This is a genomic window from Sphingomonas sp. 28-62-20, from assembly GCF_002281505.1.
In genome coordinates this window covers 1-18,781 of record NZ_NCGH01000003.1, presented here as the reverse complement: position 1 = coordinate 18,781, position 18,781 = coordinate 1, and the positions used below count along the sequence as shown (strand labels likewise).

Below are 18,781 nucleotides of genomic sequence, written 5' to 3'. Positions count from 1 at the left end.
GCGGAAAACGGCCCGACCTACCGAGATCAAAGGGCACAGACACAAGGATCGTAGCCGCAAAAAAACCAACAACAACCAACATCGATATGAGACGGATGCGGGGGTCACTCAGCGTCATTTGCCGGGCACCGCGCACTGCCATCTCAATTGACCAGCTCAATCCTGCGGCCGCTTGAATCGGTGCCGGCATCGCCGCCATAGGCATATTGCGAGTAGCCATAACCATAACCGTAACCGTAGCCGTACCCATAACCGGCCGTCTTGGCGCTGAGCTTGGTCAGGATCGCGCCAATGACGGTACCGCCCGACGCACGGAGCCGCTCCACCGCGCTCACCATGGCGGGGCGGCGGACCGCCGAGGCCTGGATAATGAACACCGTCGCCTCACACATCGAACTCAACACCGGCGCATCCGCAAGGCCGAGCACAGGCGGGGCATCGACGATCACCAGATCATATCCCGCCTCGCACTGCGCGATGATGTCACGCATCCGGCTGCTGGAGAGTAATTCGGCCGGATTGGGGGGGATGTGGCCACAGGGCAGCAGCGACAGATTGGCAAATTTGGTGGCCGTGACATGTGATCGCAACGGCGCATCCGACGTCAACAGGTTCGCCAGACCCGTCACTGGCTGGCCGTCCCCGGCGTTCACCTTGAAGGTTGGTTTGCGCATATCGGCATCAATCAGCAGCACCGAGAGCCCACGCCGCGCGAAGACATTGGCTATGGCAAAGGCAGAGCTTGATTTGCCTTCGCCGGCACGCGCACTGGCCATCAGAATCGATTTGGGAAGCCCGGCCGCCGTCGCGAATTCAATCGCGGTGCAGACGGACAAATAGGCCTCTGCGATCGGATTTTGCGGTTCCGAAATGGCGTCATACAGCGTCACATTGCGCCCAACGACCGGGATGGCGCCAAGCGGCGTCACGTTGATCTTTTTGCGGATATCGTCAGGTGACTTGATGGTGTCGTCGATAAATTCGACGAGAAACGCCAACCCGATACCAATCGCTGAGCCCATGAAAATGGCGATCAGCAGATTGGACGTCAGATTTGGGCTAAAGGGTCCCCCTGGGGGTTCCGCGCGATCAACGATGGAAGCGACGCTTGATCCCATGCCACCAGCAACGCCAATATTCTTATACCGTTGCAGCAACGCGTCATAAAGCGTTCGGTTGGTATCAACCTCGCGCAGCAGGATATTATACTGGATGCCACGACCGCGGGTATCGAGCACAGAAGATTTGAGCTGATCTACCTTGGCGCGCAATTCGCGCTCCCGCGCGACCGCCGCTTCATATTCAGATCGCGATGCTGTCACGACGCCACCGCGCTGCCGCTTCAGTTGCTGATCAATCGCCTCAATGCGCGCGGCAAGCTGCTGCATCGCGGGAAATTCGGGCTTATACAGCGATAGCTTCTGGTCATATTCGGATTGCGTCTTGGCGCGTTCGGCGATCAGCCCCTGCACGGTGGGATCGTTGATCAAGTCGGCAGTCTGCCCGCTTTGCGCATTCTGGCGATATTTTTGTTGCGCAAGAATGCGTGCGTTGATCGCCTCGGCGAGTGATGCGTTGATTGCCATTAGCGACGCTGAATCAAGCGAAGTGCTATCCGAACTGGTTCCAGCCCCCCCTTCGCCGCCGCCAACCTGCACCAGTCCCTGGGATTGCGCATATTGAACCAACGCGCGTTCAGAGCTTTCAAGCGCGGTCTTGGTACTTGCAATCCGGCTTTGCAGAAATCTGCGAGCGTCTGCTGTTGCATCGAATTTTCGTTGCAGATCGGCCGCAATGAAGTTGTCGGCAAAACCATTGGCAATCGCGGCGGCCAAGGCAGGATCGCTGCTGGTATAGCTGATGCCGACCAGCCGACTGGTTGCAACCGGCAACACGGCAAAATTCCCGGCCACGCGGGCCGTCGCAATCTCTTCGCGTGCGCTGGGTGCGGCGTTTTGCGGGGCGAGCGCCGGGTTTTTTGCCAGATTAAGGCTCCTGACCACGCGCCGCGCCAAGGATTTGCTGCGCAGCAATCCATATTGAGTCGTCAGAAACTGCGGGTCGCGCAGCGCGATGGGTTGCACGCCCGATCCCTGGATCAGCTCAGCAGCGGGCTGGGTTATCTCCAGCGACGCGATCGCCCGATATTTCGGCGGCGTCAGCAACGTGATGACCGAAGCCAGCGTAACGGCCGCCAGGATCACGACCAGAATCAGCCAGCGCCACCGGTAAAGGATCCGGGCTATTTCGCGGAGGCCAAACATGTGAGGTTCTGGCTGCGCCAACGCAAAATTCGGCTGCAGAACACGCGCATGAACCATCGGCACAGCGTCGCCCATCGGCACCGTCAACTCCTGCCGATGATCACGAGGGGCGTCTGTATCAGCGATCAGGTTCATGCGCCCCTGCCCCTTTTCATCACAACGCCAACTGGGCGAAGACCGCCGTCAGCGGAATGGTCTGCAAAATCAGCTGCCATGTTTTCAGATTCGCGTTGCCGTCGACGACGATGATATCGTTGGCGAACACCTCTGGATCCTTGCTGATGCCGCGGCGGATGTCGGTCAGGTCAAAGGCAGCGGCCATGCGCTGGCCATTGATCGTGCGGAAAATAACCGTGCGTCTGGGATTCGCCCCATCCGTGGTGCCCTTGGCGAGCGCGACGGCCTGCAACAACGTAGGGTTCGTACCGATCGGATACACCCCGGGAGCACCGACGGATCCATCAACCGTTACGCGTTGGCTCGCCGCCACCTTGATTTGCACCTGAACCCGGGGATTACGCAAAAACGTTTTATCCAGCGCCGCCGTTATGTCCTGCGCAGCTTCGTCTGGGGTGCGGCCGGTTAGCGGGAGGTTGCCGACCAGCGGCAATTGTATGCGTCCAAGACTGTCCACCAGAAAATCATTTGAATATTCAGGCACACCGAAGACATTAACAGCCAATATATCTGAAGGGCCGATCCGATAGGCTTCTGTTGCTGGTAAGACGGCTAAGGCATCTGGCGCCCCAAAATTGGCAGGGGAGTAAGGAATTCTTCCGCCTTTTGTTGCACAGGCACTTACCAAAGCCACGGCAAGCAAGCCAAACACCAAACGTGAAAAATTTGTTAGCCGACCTTTTGCCACAATCGTAGAGAGATATTTATCAAATCGGCGACTTCTCATATATTCTCCGCGAACATTGCTATTACGATGAACGCTTTGCAAAAACGCATTAACTTACTCGTTGCCGCTATCAAACATCGGAATCATGCCAGATGCAACGATTGGAGAAAATGCGGACTGCTGCGCTATTTTCGCAGCGCATATGGGGCCCGCAATCATGTGATCTCGTGCCAAATACGGTAATGCATGAATCTGTCATGTCGCGACCTAGTTTTCGCGGCGGCAGAGAATCAAGATGACGGTTGAAAAGAAGACGATCCTGGTCACTGGTGGGGCGAGCTATATTGGCAGCCATACATGTAAGGCGCTTGCCGCTGCTGGTTATGTTCCGCTTGTTTATGACAATTTGATTCATGGTCATCAATCGGCGGTGCAATGGGGCAATCTTGAACAAGGCGATATTGCTGATCGCGCAAGACTGAATGCCGTTATCGAGCGATATCATCCAAATGCCGTCATGCATTTTGCCGCTTTTGCCTATATCGGCGAATCGGTTAGTGACCCTGGCAAATATTACCGCAACAATGTTGCCGGGACCCTCACGCTGCTTGAAGCGATGCGCGACCACCGCATCAATCGGCTGGTCTTTTCGAGCAGCTGCGCGACCTATGGCATCCCCGATCAACTCCCGATTACAGAGGCGACGCCACAGCGACCCATAAACCCCTATGGCGCCTCCAAACTGATGGCCGAGCGGATGATCGCCGATTTCGGTGCAGCTCATGAAATTGGCTGGATTGCGCTGCGCTATTTCAATGCGGCGGGGGCCGATCCCGATCAGGAGATTGGCGAAGCCCATGACCCTGAGACCCATTTGATTCCGTTGGCGATACGCGCAGCATCGGGGCGCGGCCCCAGCCTGACGATATTCGGCAGCGATTATGATACGCCGGATGGCACCTGCTTGCGCGACTATGTCCATGTCAGCGATCTGGCCGCCGCCCATGTGCTGGCGCTCGCGGCGCTCGATCAAGGGCTGCCCTCCCAAGCAATCAATCTGGGCAATGGCGATGGCTATTCGGTGTTAGACATTGTGGCAGCGGTTAAACGGGTGACTGGTTTGGACGTGCCTTATTGCCTGGCACCGCGACGCCACGGTGATCCGCCGATATTGATCAGCGATGCCACGCGTGCGCGAACACTGCTGGGATGGGCCTCGCAGCGCACGTCCATCGAATCGATCGTCGAAACTGCCTGGGCCTGGCACCAGCGCGCCGATCGCTGACAGCGCCAATTGGCCTGGCCGGCGGCACGGCTAGAGATCAAAGGCAACTCTGTCCGGCAGCGTGCGTCGCCTTCTGGCATAATATTCCAGCACCAGCACCAATCCAAAGGCGAACACCATTGGCCAGAGCACCAGCAAGGTAATGTTCCGGCCAAGGTTGAAGGTCAGCCCCATACCGACCAGGAATAGGCACACCCGCGTGACGGTGCCCTGCGCGTAGAGACGCGATAACCAACCCGACCACAATGCCATCAGCATGGCGCTGAAGATCGGCCCGATATAGGGCCCGAATTCCAGCACGCCCTGGCCGATCATGCCCGAGGAAATGGTTGCGACCACGCCGATATCGCTTGTGCCCCCCCCATAGCCCCGCGCAATCGCATAATCGATTCCCAGCAATGGCTTGTCCGTCCAGATCACCCTGGGGATGAAATTCAACATATCAGCTAAAATATGCGACCCATATGTTTTCTGTAAAACTTCATTTTCCACAAATGATCTACAATATGTAAGCTCCGTTGCCATATTTAGTCCTGAATGGCCGATATTTTCTATTTCACCACGATAATCAAAACCAAAATTACGATAAGAAATTATTTGTCGCATAGACCATTCTAGAAAAAATGCAGCGCATATTGCGATCAATATCTTCATAAAAACGCGTATTTTACTAAAAAATACGAATGAGAATATCATCGGAATGAATACGGCGAGCGCAATATTTCGACTACCCTGCAAAAATGCATAAGGCCATGATATCAATATCAATAATATACAAAGTATTTGATATGATCGGCGTTTAAGAATTGGTAGAATCATGCCGAATAACGATAATACAAGCGTATACATATAGCCTGCCACCGAAACGACAAAGCCAAGCTTCCCGGCATCCGCGCCAGCGGCGCGTAACCACATCGAATTGCCCGATCGTGCTTCGACCGGGAATAACGCGGCGAACAAATCGCCATCCATCCGCGCCGTGCCATAGGCCAACAGCACCAGCCAAATGACCGTGGTAACGATCAATACGGTTTCCACCGGAATATCGCGGGCATTGATGGCCATGCTTTCCCGCGGTGCCATGGCCTTGGCGATCGGCGTGCAAAACAGCCGGAAGGCGCAAACAAAAATCAAAACACAGATATAGCCACCGCTAATCGCTTCGCTGGGAAAATCGCGCATTTCAGAAGAGATTATTGGCTCGACCATGTACCAGCCAAATACCGTCAGATACACCATCAGCGCTGGCACAGACCATTTTTCGCGAATTCGGACTCCGGCTTCAATCGCAAAGCTGCCAAGGACAATGCCGGCCAACCAATAGCTGACTGGAAAATCCGATATGATCGATACACCCGGTGCCATTAGCCATTCCTAACAGCATCCGCACAAACACGTCCACGATTTAGCCATCGATCGACATGGCAATCGCAATTGCAGACGACATTAGCTGGTTTTCTCGTTCAACGACCCAGCCGTTGAAGTGTCATTACATGCAGACACCGATCTGTCGCAGACTGGTTCTGTCGGAAAGCCGCCAGCGCGAACGTTATTGGCAGGTCTTCAGGCGAGCCAGTGGCGGATTTTGGTGGCCCCGGCGCAATCATGAAACGACCGAAGCAGGCGGGCTGCCGCCACCAAGGAGCCAAGCATAGACGGCGCGCATGTCCTGCGCGACGTGATTCCAGCTGAACCGTTGTTCGACCAGGCCCCTGCCCTTTGCGCCCATCGCCCGCCGATCCTGATCGCTGGCGGCGAGCATATCCGCCATCCCCCGGGCAATTTCATGGGCTTTAGGGCCCACGTCGATCGCCGCTCCAATGTCGAAGCCACTGTGCAGGTTGCAGTGTCGCGTCATGATGACGGGCAGCGCATTGGCGAATGCCTCCAATATGGCCATGGGGAAGCCTTCGCTGTGCGATGCCAGAATGAAGGCATTGGCTGCGGCGAGCGTCGCTGCCTTCTCCTCGCCAAATACGGGTCCGGCGAAATGGATGCGGCTGGCGACCTGGCTGTTCTGCGCCTGTTGTTCGAGCGCCTTGCGATAGCCATCATCGCCCCAGCCGGCGATCACGAAATGCCAATTCGGGTGAGCGGGCGCGACCTGGGCAAAGGCCTCTATCGCGGCCGCGATATTCTTCTTGGGATGCAATCGACCAAGCTGCAGCATGATCTGCCCACCAGCGGCGCGGATCGACCGAACAACCGTGGGAGCCTTGTCCATGCTGACCGGCCCAGGCAGAGCGACGCCGTTGGGGATGATGCAAAATGGGCCCTGCAGGCCGAATGCCCGCGCCGATTCGAGCTCGCTGACGGTGTTGACATGCAGGCAGCCAAGCGCCCGCAGCGCGCGACGTTCATAAAAGAGCGCGGCGGCGCGCTTTTTGAGCACCGAGTTATTGAGGGCCCATGGCTCCAGCATGCCATTGGCCGTCGTCACATAAGGCCGCCCCGTTCGCTGCTTCCAGGCCAGCGCCAAGACCGACGTGTAGGTCCATAACGAATGCAGGTGCAGGATATCCTCATCCGCACGGGCCATGATGGCACGCAACTGCGGTGAATAGCCGAATGCGCGCACGCCCCTGATCGCGCCGACATGGCAGGGAATGTGGCGCCAGGCGGGGGCATCATTGGCCGTCTCATGATCCATCAGGCCATAGGCGGTGACGCGTGTGTCGGGCAGCGCATCAAGCGCCAGCGCCAGATCGCGCTCAATTTCAAAGATGCCACCCAACACCCGCGACAAAGAAGGCGACAGGAACCCGATGTTCATCGCGCCAACCATCGCAGCGTCAGCCGCGCGATCGCCGAGGCGCGTGGCGACGGCGCAGCTAACGCAACCTGCGCTAGTGCCGCCAGGCTATTAGCGAAGCGGTCGGGGCTCCAGGGGGCGATCAGCGCGGCACTGGCGGCACCTAGCGCCGCGGCATGATCAGCAACCGCGCCAAATCCCCTGACCAAATCGGCTTGATCGTTCGGATCGAAAGTAAAGCCATTCTGCCCGTCGACCACCAGATCGGCGGCACAGCCGCAATGGTTTGACACCAGCACCGGCAGTCCCGATGCCATGGCTTCATTCACCACCAGCCCCCATTGTTCGACGGTGCTCGCCAGCACAAACGCGCGCGCCAGGCCGTAATAAGCCGGCAGCGATTCATATTGGACGAAGCCGGGAAACCGCACCATATCGCCCAGCCCAAGCGCCGCGACTTGCGCCTCCAGCGCTGGCCGCATTTCCCCGTCGCCCATCAGCACCAGCGGCCATGCATCGCCCTGCCGACTGGCCCGGAACGCCGCATAGGCATCAATCAGGAAGGGCAAATTCTTCTTCGGAATGAATCGGCAACTGCTCAGGAAATAGTCATCGGGCAGGTTCAGCCGCGATCGTATCGCCGCTGCATTGGATCGCGCAGCGGCGGCATGTGCGGCGAAATAGCCGTTGTCCACGACGTCATACCCAAGCGCGATCTGGTCTGGGGCCATGCCAAGCCCTTCAAGATAGCGCGCTGCCCGGGTGCCACCCACCAGCCCGGCCGAACACAAGCCAACAATGTGGCGCTTCACAAATTCCTTGTGAAAGGACCGCTGACCGTCGTCGCGGTTGCTCTCGCTCATCACAATAATACGGACGGTATCTGGCTTGCTGTCGACCCAAAGGAGCGCGGCGAGCGCCGCGCGATCATGCCAGCCGGGAATGGCGACGATATCGGGCTGGAACGCATCAAGCGTCGCTGCGATTTTCTGCGCAAGGTCAAACGGCGTCGCCTGGGCGCTGCGCCCATCGGGGAACAGCGTCACCTGCTCAAATGGTCGATCCCCGGCGGGGCGTACCCAGGCATAATCCTGCGAGCTTCCCGCAACCTCCACGCCAAGCACGGTCATCAGAGACGACGCCGCCGTTAACCGGGCGATATGATAAGGCCCAAAATTGTCGAAAATCACTGCAACGCGCAAACTGCCAATCCTTCTACCCCCCCGCGCGACGAGCCAACACACAGTGCATCAGGGTCATTATCTCAAACATCACTCAACATTCTCAAAATAACGTATCTCACTGCTCGAATGAGTCGCTAATCACTCCTTTGATGATCGTGGTCTGGCGATTTGAATATGCGAGATTTGCGCCATTCGAAGCGATCTTAGAATGATCCGGAATTGGCGTAGGTGCATCGTCATTGAATTATCTCTGCCATTAGACTCCATAACGCCGGGCGTCGCCAGATATTTGGTGCTTAATCCCTCATTATCGGCAGTGTCAGCAATTGCGCTACCCCAGCTACACAGTAACAAAGATGCGCGCGATAAATCGTCAAGGCGGGTTCATGGCAGAGGTCCCATCTGGCAAAAATTGGATTTGTGCGCAGATTGGTGCGCGCGAACATTATTTGGTGCCGCGCGCGATCGCCGATGCGGGAGAATTGGGACTTTTCATCACCGACATCTGGTTGCCGCCCAGTCATCCGCTGGCGCTGACCAAGCGCCTGGCTGGCCGATATCACCCAGCCCTGTCCAGCACGTCGGTTTGGGCGCCCAATGCCCAGATGCTGGCGCTGGAGGCCCAGTCGCGGCTGCAGCGAACGGATGTCATCCGCCGAACAATGGCGCGTAATCGCCTGTTCCAGCGGGAAGCGGTGCGGCGGCTGGAGCAGATTACCGATGATGCGCCCCGCACGCTGGTGGCCTTCAGCTATGCCTGTGACCAGTTATTCGCTTATGCCAAATCGCGCGGCTGGCGCACCGTGCTGGACCAGATTGATCCTGCACAGGCCGAGGAACGCCTGATTCAGCGGCTGCACCCAGCGGACGCCATACCGCACTGGCCGGCGGCCTATTGGGAGCGCTGGCAGGTGGAAACTACGCTTGCCGATGTCATCGTCGTCAATTCGGACTGGACGCGACAGGCCCTGGTTGACCAGGGGGTGCCCAGCGACAAGATGTGCATCATCCCGCTTGCCTATGAAGGGGTAACTGGATCGCGCGCGCGGCATCACTATCCGGCGCGCTTCGATGCGGGGCGGCCAATGCGGGTATTGTTCCTGGGGCAAATCACGCAGCGCAAAGGCCTGTCCCCCTTGTTTTCGGCGATCCAGGCGATCGATCACGCGGTCCCGATACGCTTTGATTTCGTTGGTCCAACGACGATGGCCATTCCCGATGACATTGCCAGCGATCCCCGGGTCCGGTTCCACGGATCGAAACCCCACCAAGTCACCGGGTCCTTTTATGAACAAGCCGATGTCTTCATCCTGCCAACCTATTCGGACGGCTTTGCCCTTACCCAAATAGAGGCAAGAACCATGGGGGTGCCGATCATCACCTCACGGCATTGCGCCGCAATCGTCCGTCACGGCGTGAATGGGCTGTTGCTTGACGATGTCAGCGCCAGCGCAATTACCAGCGCGCTGATGCACTGTCTTCACAACCCGGCGGCGCTTGCGATGATGGCGGCAGCTCAGGAGGATTTCCCCACAGTGCAGTCGATCGGCAAAGCCTGGACCGATGTTTTCGACAGCTAAGCGGGGCTGCAACGGAGGGTCGCGCAGGCCGCCCACCACGCCGGCGTAGACGGTCTGAACGCCAGAAGCTATGTGTCAGCAATATGAAATTTCGGCCCGTGATACGCCGCAGCTAGGCATTTCGCCGATGAGTCCCCTATGAACGCGGCATGGGATTATTCGGCAAACTCTTTCAGGGACGATCGGCCCCGGCAGCGTTCAGCACGCCACCAAATACGCGCGCCTATGCGATCGGGGACGTGCATGGTCGGCTCGATCTGCTCAGCGAGCTCCTCACCAAGATTGACAAAGACCGCCAGCAACGGCCGACCTCACGCGATTACACCATCTTCCTGGGCGACCTGATCGATCGCGGTCCGCAATCGGCCGAGGTGATCGATTATCTGCTGCGCGCGCGATCAACGCTCAACCAGCCAATCTTTCTGGCGGGCAATCATGAAGAGATGCTGCTGCGGATCCTGCGCCATGACGGTCGCCAACTGGCGGAATGGCTCAATTATGGCGGGCGGCAATGCGTTGAAAGCTATGGCATCGACGCCGCAGCCCTGCTGCATATCAGTCCGGAGGCCGCACAGCAGCGGCTTCGGGCGGCGATTCCAGCGGCGCACCTCGACTTTATCGCCAGTTTTGCGGATAGTTTTCGGCTAGGTGATTATTTATTCGTTCATGCCGGTATTCGACCCGGCATTGCAGTTGAAGAGCAGACAATTGCTGATCTTCACTGGATTCGCGAAGATTTCCTCGATAGTCCGGCGCGATACCCTTTCATGGTGATACACGGCCATACAATCTCTTCCGGTCCCGATGAGCAGCATAACCGGATCGGCATTGATACCGGCGCCTATTCGTCCGGCATCCTTACTGCCCTATGTATCGAAGGAACAGAACGGCGTTATATCACGACTTGAGGTGACAGATGAATTGTCGCGATAACGCTAAATGCACGACGCTTCTCTGGACGATCCTGCGCTAGACAATTCATGATTTCTACGATAATGATTTATCTTATTGACTGTGGACTCACGCATCTGGAGACCCCAATGAAGATCGGAACGATCGCTGCAACGCTGGCAGTAATTGCCATGGCGGCCCCGGCTTTTGCGAAGCCCGCATCCACCAATCCCGCATTGGCGGTTGGCAAGGTCCAGGCCGCGTCGGAGGGGACATTCATCGTTCGTAACGGCAAACTCGTTACTGCGCGGTCAGGCCAGGCCCTTTTCATGGGTGATCGGGTGATCACCCGTGGCAAAGCGCGCGCGAAGGTGGCGATGAAAGGGTGCACCGTCGTGATGCAGCCAACCTCTATCCTGCCGATCAGCAATAGCTGCAGTGAAGCGCAATCTTTTGCTCCCCAGGAAGAAGAAGCCGTTGGTGGCGCCGTACTTGGCGGCGGTGAGGGGTTGAGCACCGCTGCGCTCATTGGGATCGGCGTTGGCGGGGCTGGGTTGGCTACTGGCCTGGCGATTGGCTTATCGACTTCCCCCTAAGGGCGTCGATACCGTAACATGGTGATCAGAAAAAGCGGCCGGGATCAATTCCCGGCCCTTTTTTTGTGCGTTCACCTCGGGCGAATGGCCATACGGCGTGCAGGGAATCGGTAAGGACGGCTCCAACTATTCCTTCGATTCGATGGGCTGAGCCAGCCACATCAAAATCGCTAGAGCATCGCGCTTGAAATATGAATCGTCATTGCGAGCGCAGCGAAGCAATCCAGCCTTTCCGCATGCGGCACGCTGGATTGCTTCGCTGCGCTCGCAATGACGGGTGGTTCAGAATTATGGCACGGCGCTCTAGGCGGATGCGATCCAGCCGCAACATGACGATTGCCGACTGCCTCGGCTACCCAATGCCGCGTTCGGAATGGATGGAGCCCGACGGCAATGGGTTGGGTGCAGCTGATGCCTGGCCTATCGCCGCCGACCAACCCAACGCTTCGCTGACCGAAGTCGAGCGTTACTGGCCGGGCGCGGGCGGCGGCGCGGCGCCCTGGGGTGGGCCACCCGGAATCTGCTGCTGCATCTGCTGCTGCTGCTGCGCCTGGCGAAGCACGCTTTCCGGCAGGAATTCGAGCAGTTCGATATCAAACACCAGCAGCGAGTTCGGCGGCATCTTGTTCGGATCAGGTGATTGCTCGCCATAGCCGAGCTCTGGCTTGATCCAGGCGCGAATCTTTTCGCCCTTCTTCATCAGCTTCAGGGCTTCGGAAAAACCCTTCACCACACCCGCGACCGGCAGCGGCGTCGGCTGCTTTGACGCGTCGAACACGCTGCCATCGCGCAGCGACCCGGAATAGTTGATCAGCGCGACATCGGCATCGGTCGGCTGCAGATCACCTGTACCCGGCTTGATCACCCGATATTGCAGGCCCGATTCGGTCTCGATCACGCCAGCCTGGGTCTTGTTATAGGCCAGGAATGCGGCGTTATCGCCCTTTTCAGCCACGGCATGCGCGGTGCCGTAAAAAGCAAGCAAGCCTGCCAATGCCACCGCCAGCGCAATCCCCAGCCACAAGATCAATAGCGTACCACGCTTGGTGGGCGGAATCGGCACGGCGGTGATCGACATGGGGAAAGGTCCAGATGTTCGAGAATCGTCAAACTAGACGCCAAAAGGCGCAGCGGGGGACCACGTCCCCCGTTAGCACATTACCGCGCGCCGTCGCGCTCCAGGCGCTTACGCTCAAGCTTGCGGGCACGGCGAACCGCAGCCGCGCGCTCACGCGCCCGCTTTTCCGACGGCTTTTCGTAATGACGGCGCAGCTTCATCTCACGATAAACGCCTTCGCGCTGCAGCTTCTTTTTCAGGGCGCGCAGCGCCTGATCGACGTTGTTGTCGCGAACAATGATTTGCATAAACGCCGTAGTCTCCGATCAATAGGAATATGTCGTCGCAGACGTTGGTCCGCGCCGTATTGGGCAGCCCCTAACAGCGTGGGTGGGGGATATCAAGCCATTTGGCCAAGTCATTCGGGGGATTTGCGGGCCAGCCCCCACGCCGCTATGGCGCGCGGATGACCGGCAGCCCCCTCACCCTCTATAACAGCCTGACGCGATCGCTTGAGCCATTCGTGCCGATCGATCCCAGCAATGTGCGGGTCTATACCTGCGGGCCGACCGTTTATAACTATCAGCATATCGGCAACATGCGCGCCTTCCTGTTCGCCGATACGCTGGGGCGGGTGCTTCGCTGGAAAGGCTATCCTACAAAGCACATCATCAACATTACCGATGTCGGCCATTTGACGAGCGATGCCGACGCCGGCGACGACAAGATGGAGAAAGCCGCCGCCGCGCAGGCCAAATCGATCTGGGAAATCGCCGCACATTATACTGAGGCATTCAAGCAGGATGTCGCGCGGCTGAACATTACCACAACGACTGAATGGACCGTCGCCACCGATCACATTCCGCAGATGATCGACTTCGCGAAGAAGATCGAAGCCGATTGCTACGAGATTGAGGGCGGGTTGTATTTCGATACATCAAAGGTGCCGCATTACGGTGCCCTCGCGCGCGCCGCGACCGATGAGGGCGAAAGCCGGATCGACCCCGTTTCCGGCAAGCGCCATCCGCAAGACTTCGCGATCTGGCGGAAATCGCCACCGGGCGAGCAGCGCCAGATGGAATGGGATTCACCCTGGGGGCGCGGCGCACCCGGCTGGCATCTCGAATGCTCGGTGATGAGCCTGCAGCACCTTGGCCACCCGTTCGACATTCACACCGGTGGCATCGACCACCGCGAAATTCACCACCCCAATGAGATTGCCCAGAATCAGGCGTTTTGCGGGTGCGAGGATAGCGGCGCGCGCATCTGGATGCACAATAATTTCCTGGTCGATCGCGGCGGCAAAATGAGCAAATCGGCGGGCGAGTTTTTGCGGCTCCAAACGCTGATCGACGCCGGCTTCCACCCTCTCGCCTATCGGCTGATGTGCCTGCAGGCGCACTACCGCAGCGAATTAGAGTTTAGCTGGGACAATCTGGCGGCGGCCAGTGTGCGGCTGAAGCGACTGGTGATCGCTATTGGCCTGCTGAGAAATCGCGCTGAACCAGATGCTACCGAAACCTCACCCCTGGTTGATGAACAAGTCCGACTTTTTGACGCTTCGGTGTCAGACGATCTAAACACCGCAAGAGCACTTACTCATCTGGAAATACTTTCAGCTGCCAAGATGAATGCAAGCGCACGATCGCGGTTGGCAGCGATAATGAAAATTGATGAGGTCCTCGGTCTGGACCTCCTAACGCTCACCCGCGCTGACCTGCGCGTCCGCCCCGCTTCGGCCACCCTGACCGAAACCAACATTGAAACTCACCTAGCCGCCCGCAAAGAGGCCCGCGCTGCCAAAGACTTTGCCCGTTCCGACGCCATCCGCGACCAGCTCACCGCAGCCGGTGTCGAGGTCATGGATGGCGACCCGCTCGGTTGGGACTGGAAAATCGACGTCTAGGATCGCCGCGCCGGAACGGCTAGCCTTTGCCAAAGAAAGAAGGAGAGCGGATTGATGTCAACGGGCGCAGGGGAGCAGAAACATGCCAGCGATCTGGCGACATGGCACCGCGACGGTGCCGTCGTGCTCGATCGCTTCTTCAGCTCTGAAGAGATCACCCCGGTCTGCGCCGATTGCGACACCATCTTCGCCGGGCGCGCCACGGCGAAAGAAGCGATCGATCGCAAGCCCGGCGGCGGCATCGGGGTGTTCGATCCCGCGCAGTTCCGCAACCAGGAGCAGCTGCCCTTTGCTGCCAGTGCGGCGATCAACCTGATCGGGCTGAATCCCCGGCTGATCGCCTTTGCCCGCGCTGCGCTGGGCGTGGAAGATGTGCGCCTCTACCAATGCGACGCCTGGGCGAAATATACCGGTGATGCCGATTATGATCAGCCCTTCCACTGCGATTTCAAGAACCACACGCTGACTGTGCCGGGCGACGACGCCGACCAAAAGACCATCAACTTCATGATCTATGTGACCGACGTCAGCGATGATCTGGGCGCGATCCACTATGTGCCCAATCCTGCTGCGACGGACGTGGTTGGCCCCTTGCGCACCGTGTTGCCCGAAGAAGCGTTTGACGGCAAAGGGCTTAACCGCAGCACGATCTCGTTCGACCAGACCGAGGCAACCGGCTTCGGCCACCCCGCCCAGCATGCGCTGAAGGCCCATGAACGATCGGGTGCCGCCCCCGCCGGATCGATCTTTGCCTACGGCATCGACGTTTATCATCGCGGCACCAACCTTACCCGACCGGGCGGGCACCGCTATACAATCACCGCGAGCTATAAGGCGGCGGGCAACGACATGATCGGCTGGGCCGCGTGGCCGTTCCACTTCCTGCGCCCCTGGCGGCGGCTGATCGAGGCCGCAACTCCGGAGCAACTCGCGTGCCTGGGCATTCCCCTGCCCGGCGACCCCTTCTGGACGCCGACCACGCTCGCCCGCACCCAGCAACGCTGGCCGGGCTGGGACATGACTGCCTACACCACGGCACTGGAGCTTACCGTCGCATGAAAGCCGTCCTCCCCGCCCTCGCTCGCCGACTGATTGGGCCGCAATTGCCCGCCGGGCTCGACGTTGCGTGGTTCACCAATCACGAAGAGGCGACCGCGATGGTGGCCGATGCCGATATCGCCTGGGTCGATATGCAGCGCCCGGCATGGACCGCGGAGGCCGTGGCAGCGGGCAGCACGCTCAAATGGGTCAGCACGATTTATGCAGGCCTGGATGCCTTTCCGCTCGCTTTGCTCAAAGAACGCGGGACGGTGCTGACCAACGGTGTCGGCATCAACGCCATCGCCGTCGCCGAATATGCGGTGATGGGGGTGCTCGCCGCCGCGAAGCGCTTCGATGAAGTCGTGCGGATCGCCGACCGGCACGAATGGACAATTACCGCCCCCGGCCAGATCGAACTGCTCGATACGACCGCGCTGATCATCGGCTATGGCGCGATCGGCAAGCTGATTGGCGACCGGCTGGCGGCTTTCGGGGTGGCGGTGACCGGCGTCACAAGATCGGGCCGCGACGGCACGCTGACACCTGATCAATGGCCAGCCCGGATTGGCGATTTCGACTGGGTGATCCTGGCCGCCCCGTCGACCGACCAGACCAAGGCGTTGCTTGGCGCGGACGAGTTCACCGCGATGAAAAACAGCGCCTGGCTGATCAATATCGCGCGCGGCGATATGGTCGATCAGGACGCGTTGATCGAGGCGCTGACCAAGCGCCGCATCGCCGGTGCGTTTCTCGACGTGGTGACGCCCGAGCCGCTGCCGCCTGAGCACCCGCTCTGGTCCGCGCCCAACGCCATCCACACGATGCACCTGTCGGGCCGCAGCCAGACCAAGATGTTCCAGCGCGCCACGGCGCTGTTCCTGCGGAACTTGAAGGCATTCATGGCTGGTGAACCGCTGGAGAATCAGGTCGATCTCGACGCGGGCTATTAGGCTATGCGCCAGAACCGATCAGGCTGATCGTTAATCCCTGATTGCGCGCGCAGCCATTTACGCGCATGGAATTTGACCAAATTTCAAGACGACTGGACGCAAACCAATGGCCACCAACTGGGCCCCCGATAGCTGGACCGCGCATGAAGCACGCCAGTTGCCGCTCTATCCCGATGCCGACGCGTTGACCGCGGCGACCGATACGTTGCGCAATTACCCGCCGCTGGTCTTTGCTGGCGAAGCGCGCGACTTGACCGCAGACCTCGCCCGCGTGGCGGAGGGCAAAGCGTTCCTGCTGCAGGGCGGCGATTGCGCGGAGAGCTTCGCTGAGTTCCACCCGAACAACATCCGCGACACCTTCCGCGTGCTGCTGCAAATGGCGGTGGTGCTCACCTTCGCGTCGAAGCTGCCAACCGTAAAGCTCGGGCGGATGGCAGGCCAGTTCGCCAAGCCGCGATCGGCCGATACCGAGACCATCGATGGCGTCGAATTGCCCAGCTACCGGGGCGACAATGTCAACGACATCGCCTTCACCCCCGAAGGCCGCGCGCCCGACCCGAAGCGGATGGTGCAGGGCTATCTGCAGTCCGCCGCGACGCTCAACCTGCTGCGCGCCTTTGCCAGCGGCGGTTATGCGAACCTGCACCAGGTGCATCGCTGGACGCATGATTTCATGGGCCGCAGCCCCTGGGCGAAGAAATTCGCCGATGTCGCCGACCGGATCGGCGAAGCGCTGGAATTCATGGAGGCGTGCGGCATCAACCCGGAAACGGTGCCGCAGCTGAAGGGCACGCAATTCTATACCAGCCACGAAGCATTGCTGCTGCAATATGAGCAGGCGATGACGCGGCAGGATTCGCTGACCGGCGATTGGTATGACACGTCGGCGCACATGCTGTGGATTGGCGACCGCACCCGCTTTGAAGGGTCGGCGCATGTCGAATTCCTGCGCGGTGTCGGCAATCCGATCGGCATGAAATGCGGCCCGAGCCTGGAACCCGATGCGCTGCTCCGCTTGCTCGATACGCTCAACCCGGCCCGCATCGCCGGGCGAATGACGCTGATCACGCGCTATGGCCATGACAAGATCGAAACCGGCCTGCCCAAGCTGGTCCGCGCCGTGCAGCGCGAAGGCCATCCGGTGGTGTGGAGCTGTGACCCGATGCACGGCAACGTCATTAAGACCAATAATGGCTATAAGACGCGGCCCTTCGAACGCATCCTCGCCGAGGTACGCGGTTTCTTTGCCGTGCACCGCGCCGAAGGATCAATCGCGGGCGGCATCCATGTCGAAATGACCGGCCAGAATGTCACCGAATGCACCGGCGGGGCGATGGATGTGACGCAGATGGACCTGGCCGATCGCTACCACACCCATTGCGACCCGCGCCTGAACGCAGGGCAAAGCCTTGAACTCGCCTTCCTGCTGGCGGAAATGCTGAATGTGGAGATGGAAGAAAGGCGGCGCGCGGCAGCTTGACGCGCCCCCACCACCACCGTAGAGCGCCGCCTTCACTGCGCACGGCCCCTTCGTCTAGCGGTTAGGACGACGCCCTCTCACGGCGTAAGCACGAGTTCGATTCTCGTAGGGGTCACCATCGCCAAGCCAAAACCCCAACAGGACATTGCTGCGGGCCGCTCAGTCCTTGCGCAAAAGTTAGCCAACCGATTGCGCCATCGTTTGAGGGCAGCCCCCTCGCGCTGAACCAAGCGGAGAGGGTGGGATTCGAACCCACGGTGAGCTTGCACCCACGCCGCATTTCGAGTGCGGTACATTCGACCACTCTGCCACCTCTCCGCGAGGGAATCGCGCGGTGGCCACCCGTAAAAGTGCCCCCGCTGACCGGTCGAAGGCGGGCCACTAGCCCAATCATTCCGCAGATACAAGCATCCCGCTTGTGCCGCGCGCAACAACCACTAGATTACCAGCATGCACCGCTCTCACATCCCCGCCCTCCCTGCCAATTCCTCCGTCCCGCTGCCGGCGGTCGCCCATGCGAATTTTGCAATTGGCGATGTCGTTCGGCACCGCTTGTTCGATTTTCGCGGCGTGATTTTCGATGTCGACCCGATCTTTGCCAATAGCGATGAATGGTATGATGCGATCCCGCTCGACATCCGGCCGCCCAAGGACCAGCCCTTTTACCACTTGCTCGCCGAGAATGTGGAAAGCAGCTATGTTGCCTATGTCAGCCAGCAAAATCTGATTTTGGACGAAAGCGAGGAGCCAGTTGATCATCCCGCCATCGCCGGGCTGTTCACTGGCTATGCTGATGGCCGCTACAATCTGCGCCGCGAACACCGACATTAAGGTTAGTTGCGGTGGATCATGTGGTCTGAGCCCCGCGTTTTCCTCCAGATTTGAGTAGAGTCCGGCCCACCAAGGGAGTCGGATGATGAAGGCAAGCAGGTTCAGCGAAGAGCAGATTAT

Annotated in this window: 16 protein-coding genes and 2 tRNA genes; 10 read left to right on the top strand and 8 right to left on the bottom strand. The window is 59.2% G+C overall.

The window, feature by feature from the left end; all coding sequences use genetic code 11:
* Positions 1-143: 143 nt before the first annotated feature.
* On the bottom strand, positions 144-2,399 hold the full coding sequence (locus tag B7Y43_RS03390) for a polysaccharide biosynthesis tyrosine autokinase (protein ID WP_374130215.1): 2,256 nt from the start codon (positions 2,397-2,399) through the stop codon (positions 144-146).
* Positions 2,400-2,418: 19 nt separating this feature from the next.
* A complete protein-coding gene (locus B7Y43_RS03385) occupies positions 2,419-3,168 on the bottom strand; it encodes a polysaccharide biosynthesis/export family protein (RefSeq protein ID WP_374130214.1) in 750 nt (249 codons plus the stop codon).
* A gap of 235 nt (positions 3,169-3,403) precedes the next feature.
* On the opposite strand from B7Y43_RS03385, the gene galE reads away from it, so the two are divergent.
* Positions 3,404-4,393 carry a UDP-glucose 4-epimerase gene (galE, locus tag B7Y43_RS03380; RefSeq protein ID WP_374130213.1) on the top strand — a complete coding sequence of 330 codons (990 nt, stop codon included), beginning with the start codon at positions 3,404-3,406 and terminating at the stop codon, positions 4,391-4,393.
* A gap of 30 nt (positions 4,394-4,423) precedes the next feature.
* Here galE and B7Y43_RS03375 read toward each other — a convergent pair whose 3' ends face one another.
* The 3 genes from B7Y43_RS03375 to B7Y43_RS03365 all read right to left on the bottom strand — a co-directional run bounded on the left by B7Y43_RS03375 (position 4,424) and on the right by B7Y43_RS03365 (position 8,347).
* Positions 4,424-5,758: an oligosaccharide repeat unit polymerase gene (locus tag B7Y43_RS03375; protein ID WP_374130212.1), complete on the bottom strand. Its 1,335-nt coding sequence runs from the start codon at positions 5,756-5,758 to the stop codon at positions 4,424-4,426.
* 238 nt (positions 5,759-5,996) lie between these two features.
* On the bottom strand, positions 5,997-7,166 hold the full coding sequence (locus B7Y43_RS03370) for a glycosyltransferase (RefSeq protein WP_374130211.1): 1,170 nt from the start codon (positions 7,164-7,166) through the stop codon (positions 5,997-5,999).
* Positions 7,163-8,347 carry a glycosyltransferase gene (locus tag B7Y43_RS03365; RefSeq protein WP_374130210.1) on the bottom strand — a complete coding sequence of 395 codons (1,185 nt, stop codon included), beginning with the start codon at positions 8,345-8,347 and terminating at the stop codon, positions 7,163-7,165. The genes B7Y43_RS03370 and B7Y43_RS03365 overlap by 4 nt, the downstream gene beginning before the upstream one ends.
* A gap of 368 nt (positions 8,348-8,715) precedes the next feature.
* Here B7Y43_RS03365 and B7Y43_RS03360 point away from each other — a divergent pair, with 368 nt between their 5' ends.
* From B7Y43_RS03360 to B7Y43_RS03350, 3 genes are all read left to right on the top strand, one after another.
* Entirely contained in the window at positions 8,716-9,909 is a 1,194-nt protein-coding gene (locus B7Y43_RS03360; protein WP_374130209.1) for a glycosyltransferase family 4 protein, read from the top strand.
* Positions 9,910-10,058: 149 nt separating this feature from the next.
* Positions 10,059-10,817 (top strand): metallophosphoesterase family protein, encoded by a 759-nt coding sequence (locus tag B7Y43_RS03355; protein ID WP_374130208.1) that lies wholly within the window; start codon positions 10,059-10,061, stop codon positions 10,815-10,817.
* Positions 10,818-10,949: 132 nt separating this feature from the next.
* Entirely contained in the window at positions 10,950-11,396 is a 447-nt protein-coding gene (locus tag B7Y43_RS03350) for a hypothetical protein (RefSeq protein ID WP_374130207.1), read from the top strand.
* Positions 11,397-11,862: 466 nt separating this feature from the next.
* Here the strand turns inward: B7Y43_RS03350 and B7Y43_RS03345 are convergent, their stop codons facing one another.
* Positions 11,863-12,474, bottom strand: a complete 612-nt coding sequence (locus tag B7Y43_RS03345; RefSeq protein WP_374130206.1) for an FKBP-type peptidyl-prolyl cis-trans isomerase — start codon at positions 12,472-12,474, stop codon at positions 11,863-11,865.
* Positions 12,475-12,554: 80 nt separating this feature from the next.
* Positions 12,555-12,761: a 30S ribosomal protein S21 gene (gene rpsU / locus B7Y43_RS03340; protein WP_034160206.1), complete on the bottom strand. Its 207-nt coding sequence runs from the start codon at positions 12,759-12,761 to the stop codon at positions 12,555-12,557.
* Positions 12,762-12,919: 158 nt separating this feature from the next.
* On the opposite strand from rpsU, the gene cysS reads away from it, so the two are divergent.
* From cysS to B7Y43_RS03315, 5 genes are all read left to right on the top strand, one after another.
* Positions 12,920-14,359: a cysteine--tRNA ligase gene (gene cysS, locus B7Y43_RS03335; protein ID WP_374130205.1), complete on the top strand. Its 1,440-nt coding sequence runs from the start codon at positions 12,920-12,922 to the stop codon at positions 14,357-14,359.
* 54 nt (positions 14,360-14,413) lie between these two features.
* On the top strand, positions 14,414-15,418 hold the full coding sequence (locus B7Y43_RS03330; protein ID WP_374130204.1) for a phytanoyl-CoA dioxygenase family protein: 1,005 nt from the start codon (positions 14,414-14,416) through the stop codon (positions 15,416-15,418).
* Positions 15,415-16,350, top strand: coding sequence for a D-2-hydroxyacid dehydrogenase (locus B7Y43_RS03325; protein ID WP_374130203.1), 936 nt, complete (start codon positions 15,415-15,417; stop codon positions 16,348-16,350). The genes B7Y43_RS03330 and B7Y43_RS03325 overlap by 4 nt, the downstream gene beginning before the upstream one ends.
* Before the next feature lie 106 nt (positions 16,351-16,456).
* On the top strand, positions 16,457-17,830 hold the full coding sequence (locus B7Y43_RS03320) for a 3-deoxy-7-phosphoheptulonate synthase class II (protein ID WP_374130202.1): 1,374 nt from the start codon (positions 16,457-16,459) through the stop codon (positions 17,828-17,830).
* A gap of 43 nt (positions 17,831-17,873) precedes the next feature.
* Positions 17,874-17,948, top strand: a tRNA-Glu gene (locus tag B7Y43_RS03315).
* Between the two features lie 113 nt (positions 17,949-18,061).
* On the opposite strand, the gene B7Y43_RS03310 is transcribed toward B7Y43_RS03315, so the two are convergent.
* Positions 18,062-18,148 (bottom strand) — tRNA-Ser (locus B7Y43_RS03310).
* A 132-nt stretch (positions 18,149-18,280) separates the two neighbouring features.
* Between B7Y43_RS03310 and hspQ the strand changes: the two genes are divergently transcribed.
* Positions 18,281-18,661 carry a heat shock protein HspQ gene (gene hspQ / locus B7Y43_RS03305; protein ID WP_374130201.1) on the top strand — a complete coding sequence of 127 codons (381 nt, stop codon included), beginning with the start codon at positions 18,281-18,283 and terminating at the stop codon, positions 18,659-18,661.
* The last annotated feature ends 120 nt before the right edge of the window (positions 18,662-18,781 follow it).

Coding starts and splice junctions, on each gene's coding strand:
- B7Y43_RS03330 (WP_374130204.1), top strand. CDS start 14,414: ATGTCAACGGGCGCAGGGGAGCAGAAACATGCCAGCGATCTGGCGACA.
- B7Y43_RS03345 (WP_374130206.1), bottom strand. CDS start 12,474: ATGTCGATCACCGCCGTGCCGATTCCGCCCACCAAGCGTGGTACGCTA.
- B7Y43_RS03385 (WP_374130214.1), bottom strand. CDS start 3,168: ATGAGAAGTCGCCGATTTGATAAATATCTCTCTACGATTGTGGCAAAA.
- B7Y43_RS03325 (WP_374130203.1), top strand. CDS start 15,415: ATGAAAGCCGTCCTCCCCGCCCTCGCTCGCCGACTGATTGGGCCGCAA.
- hspQ (WP_374130201.1), top strand. CDS start 18,281: ATGCACCGCTCTCACATCCCCGCCCTCCCTGCCAATTCCTCCGTCCCG.
- rpsU (WP_034160206.1), bottom strand. CDS start 12,761: ATGCAAATCATTGTTCGCGACAACAACGTCGATCAGGCGCTGCGCGCC.
- B7Y43_RS03360 (WP_374130209.1), top strand. CDS start 8,716: ATGGCAGAGGTCCCATCTGGCAAAAATTGGATTTGTGCGCAGATTGGT.
- B7Y43_RS03320 (WP_374130202.1), top strand. CDS start 16,457: ATGGCCACCAACTGGGCCCCCGATAGCTGGACCGCGCATGAAGCACGC.
- galE (WP_374130213.1), top strand. CDS start 3,404: ATGACGGTTGAAAAGAAGACGATCCTGGTCACTGGTGGGGCGAGCTAT.
- B7Y43_RS03370 (WP_374130211.1), bottom strand. CDS start 7,166: ATGAACATCGGGTTCCTGTCGCCTTCTTTGTCGCGGGTGTTGGGTGGC.
- B7Y43_RS03390 (WP_374130215.1), bottom strand. CDS start 2,399: ATGAACCTGATCGCTGATACAGACGCCCCTCGTGATCATCGGCAGGAG.
- B7Y43_RS03375 (WP_374130212.1), bottom strand. CDS start 5,758: ATGGCACCGGGTGTATCGATCATATCGGATTTTCCAGTCAGCTATTGG.
- B7Y43_RS03355 (WP_374130208.1), top strand. CDS start 10,059: ATGGGATTATTCGGCAAACTCTTTCAGGGACGATCGGCCCCGGCAGCG.
- cysS (WP_374130205.1), top strand. CDS start 12,920: ATGACCGGCAGCCCCCTCACCCTCTATAACAGCCTGACGCGATCGCTT.
- B7Y43_RS03350 (WP_374130207.1), top strand. CDS start 10,950: ATGAAGATCGGAACGATCGCTGCAACGCTGGCAGTAATTGCCATGGCG.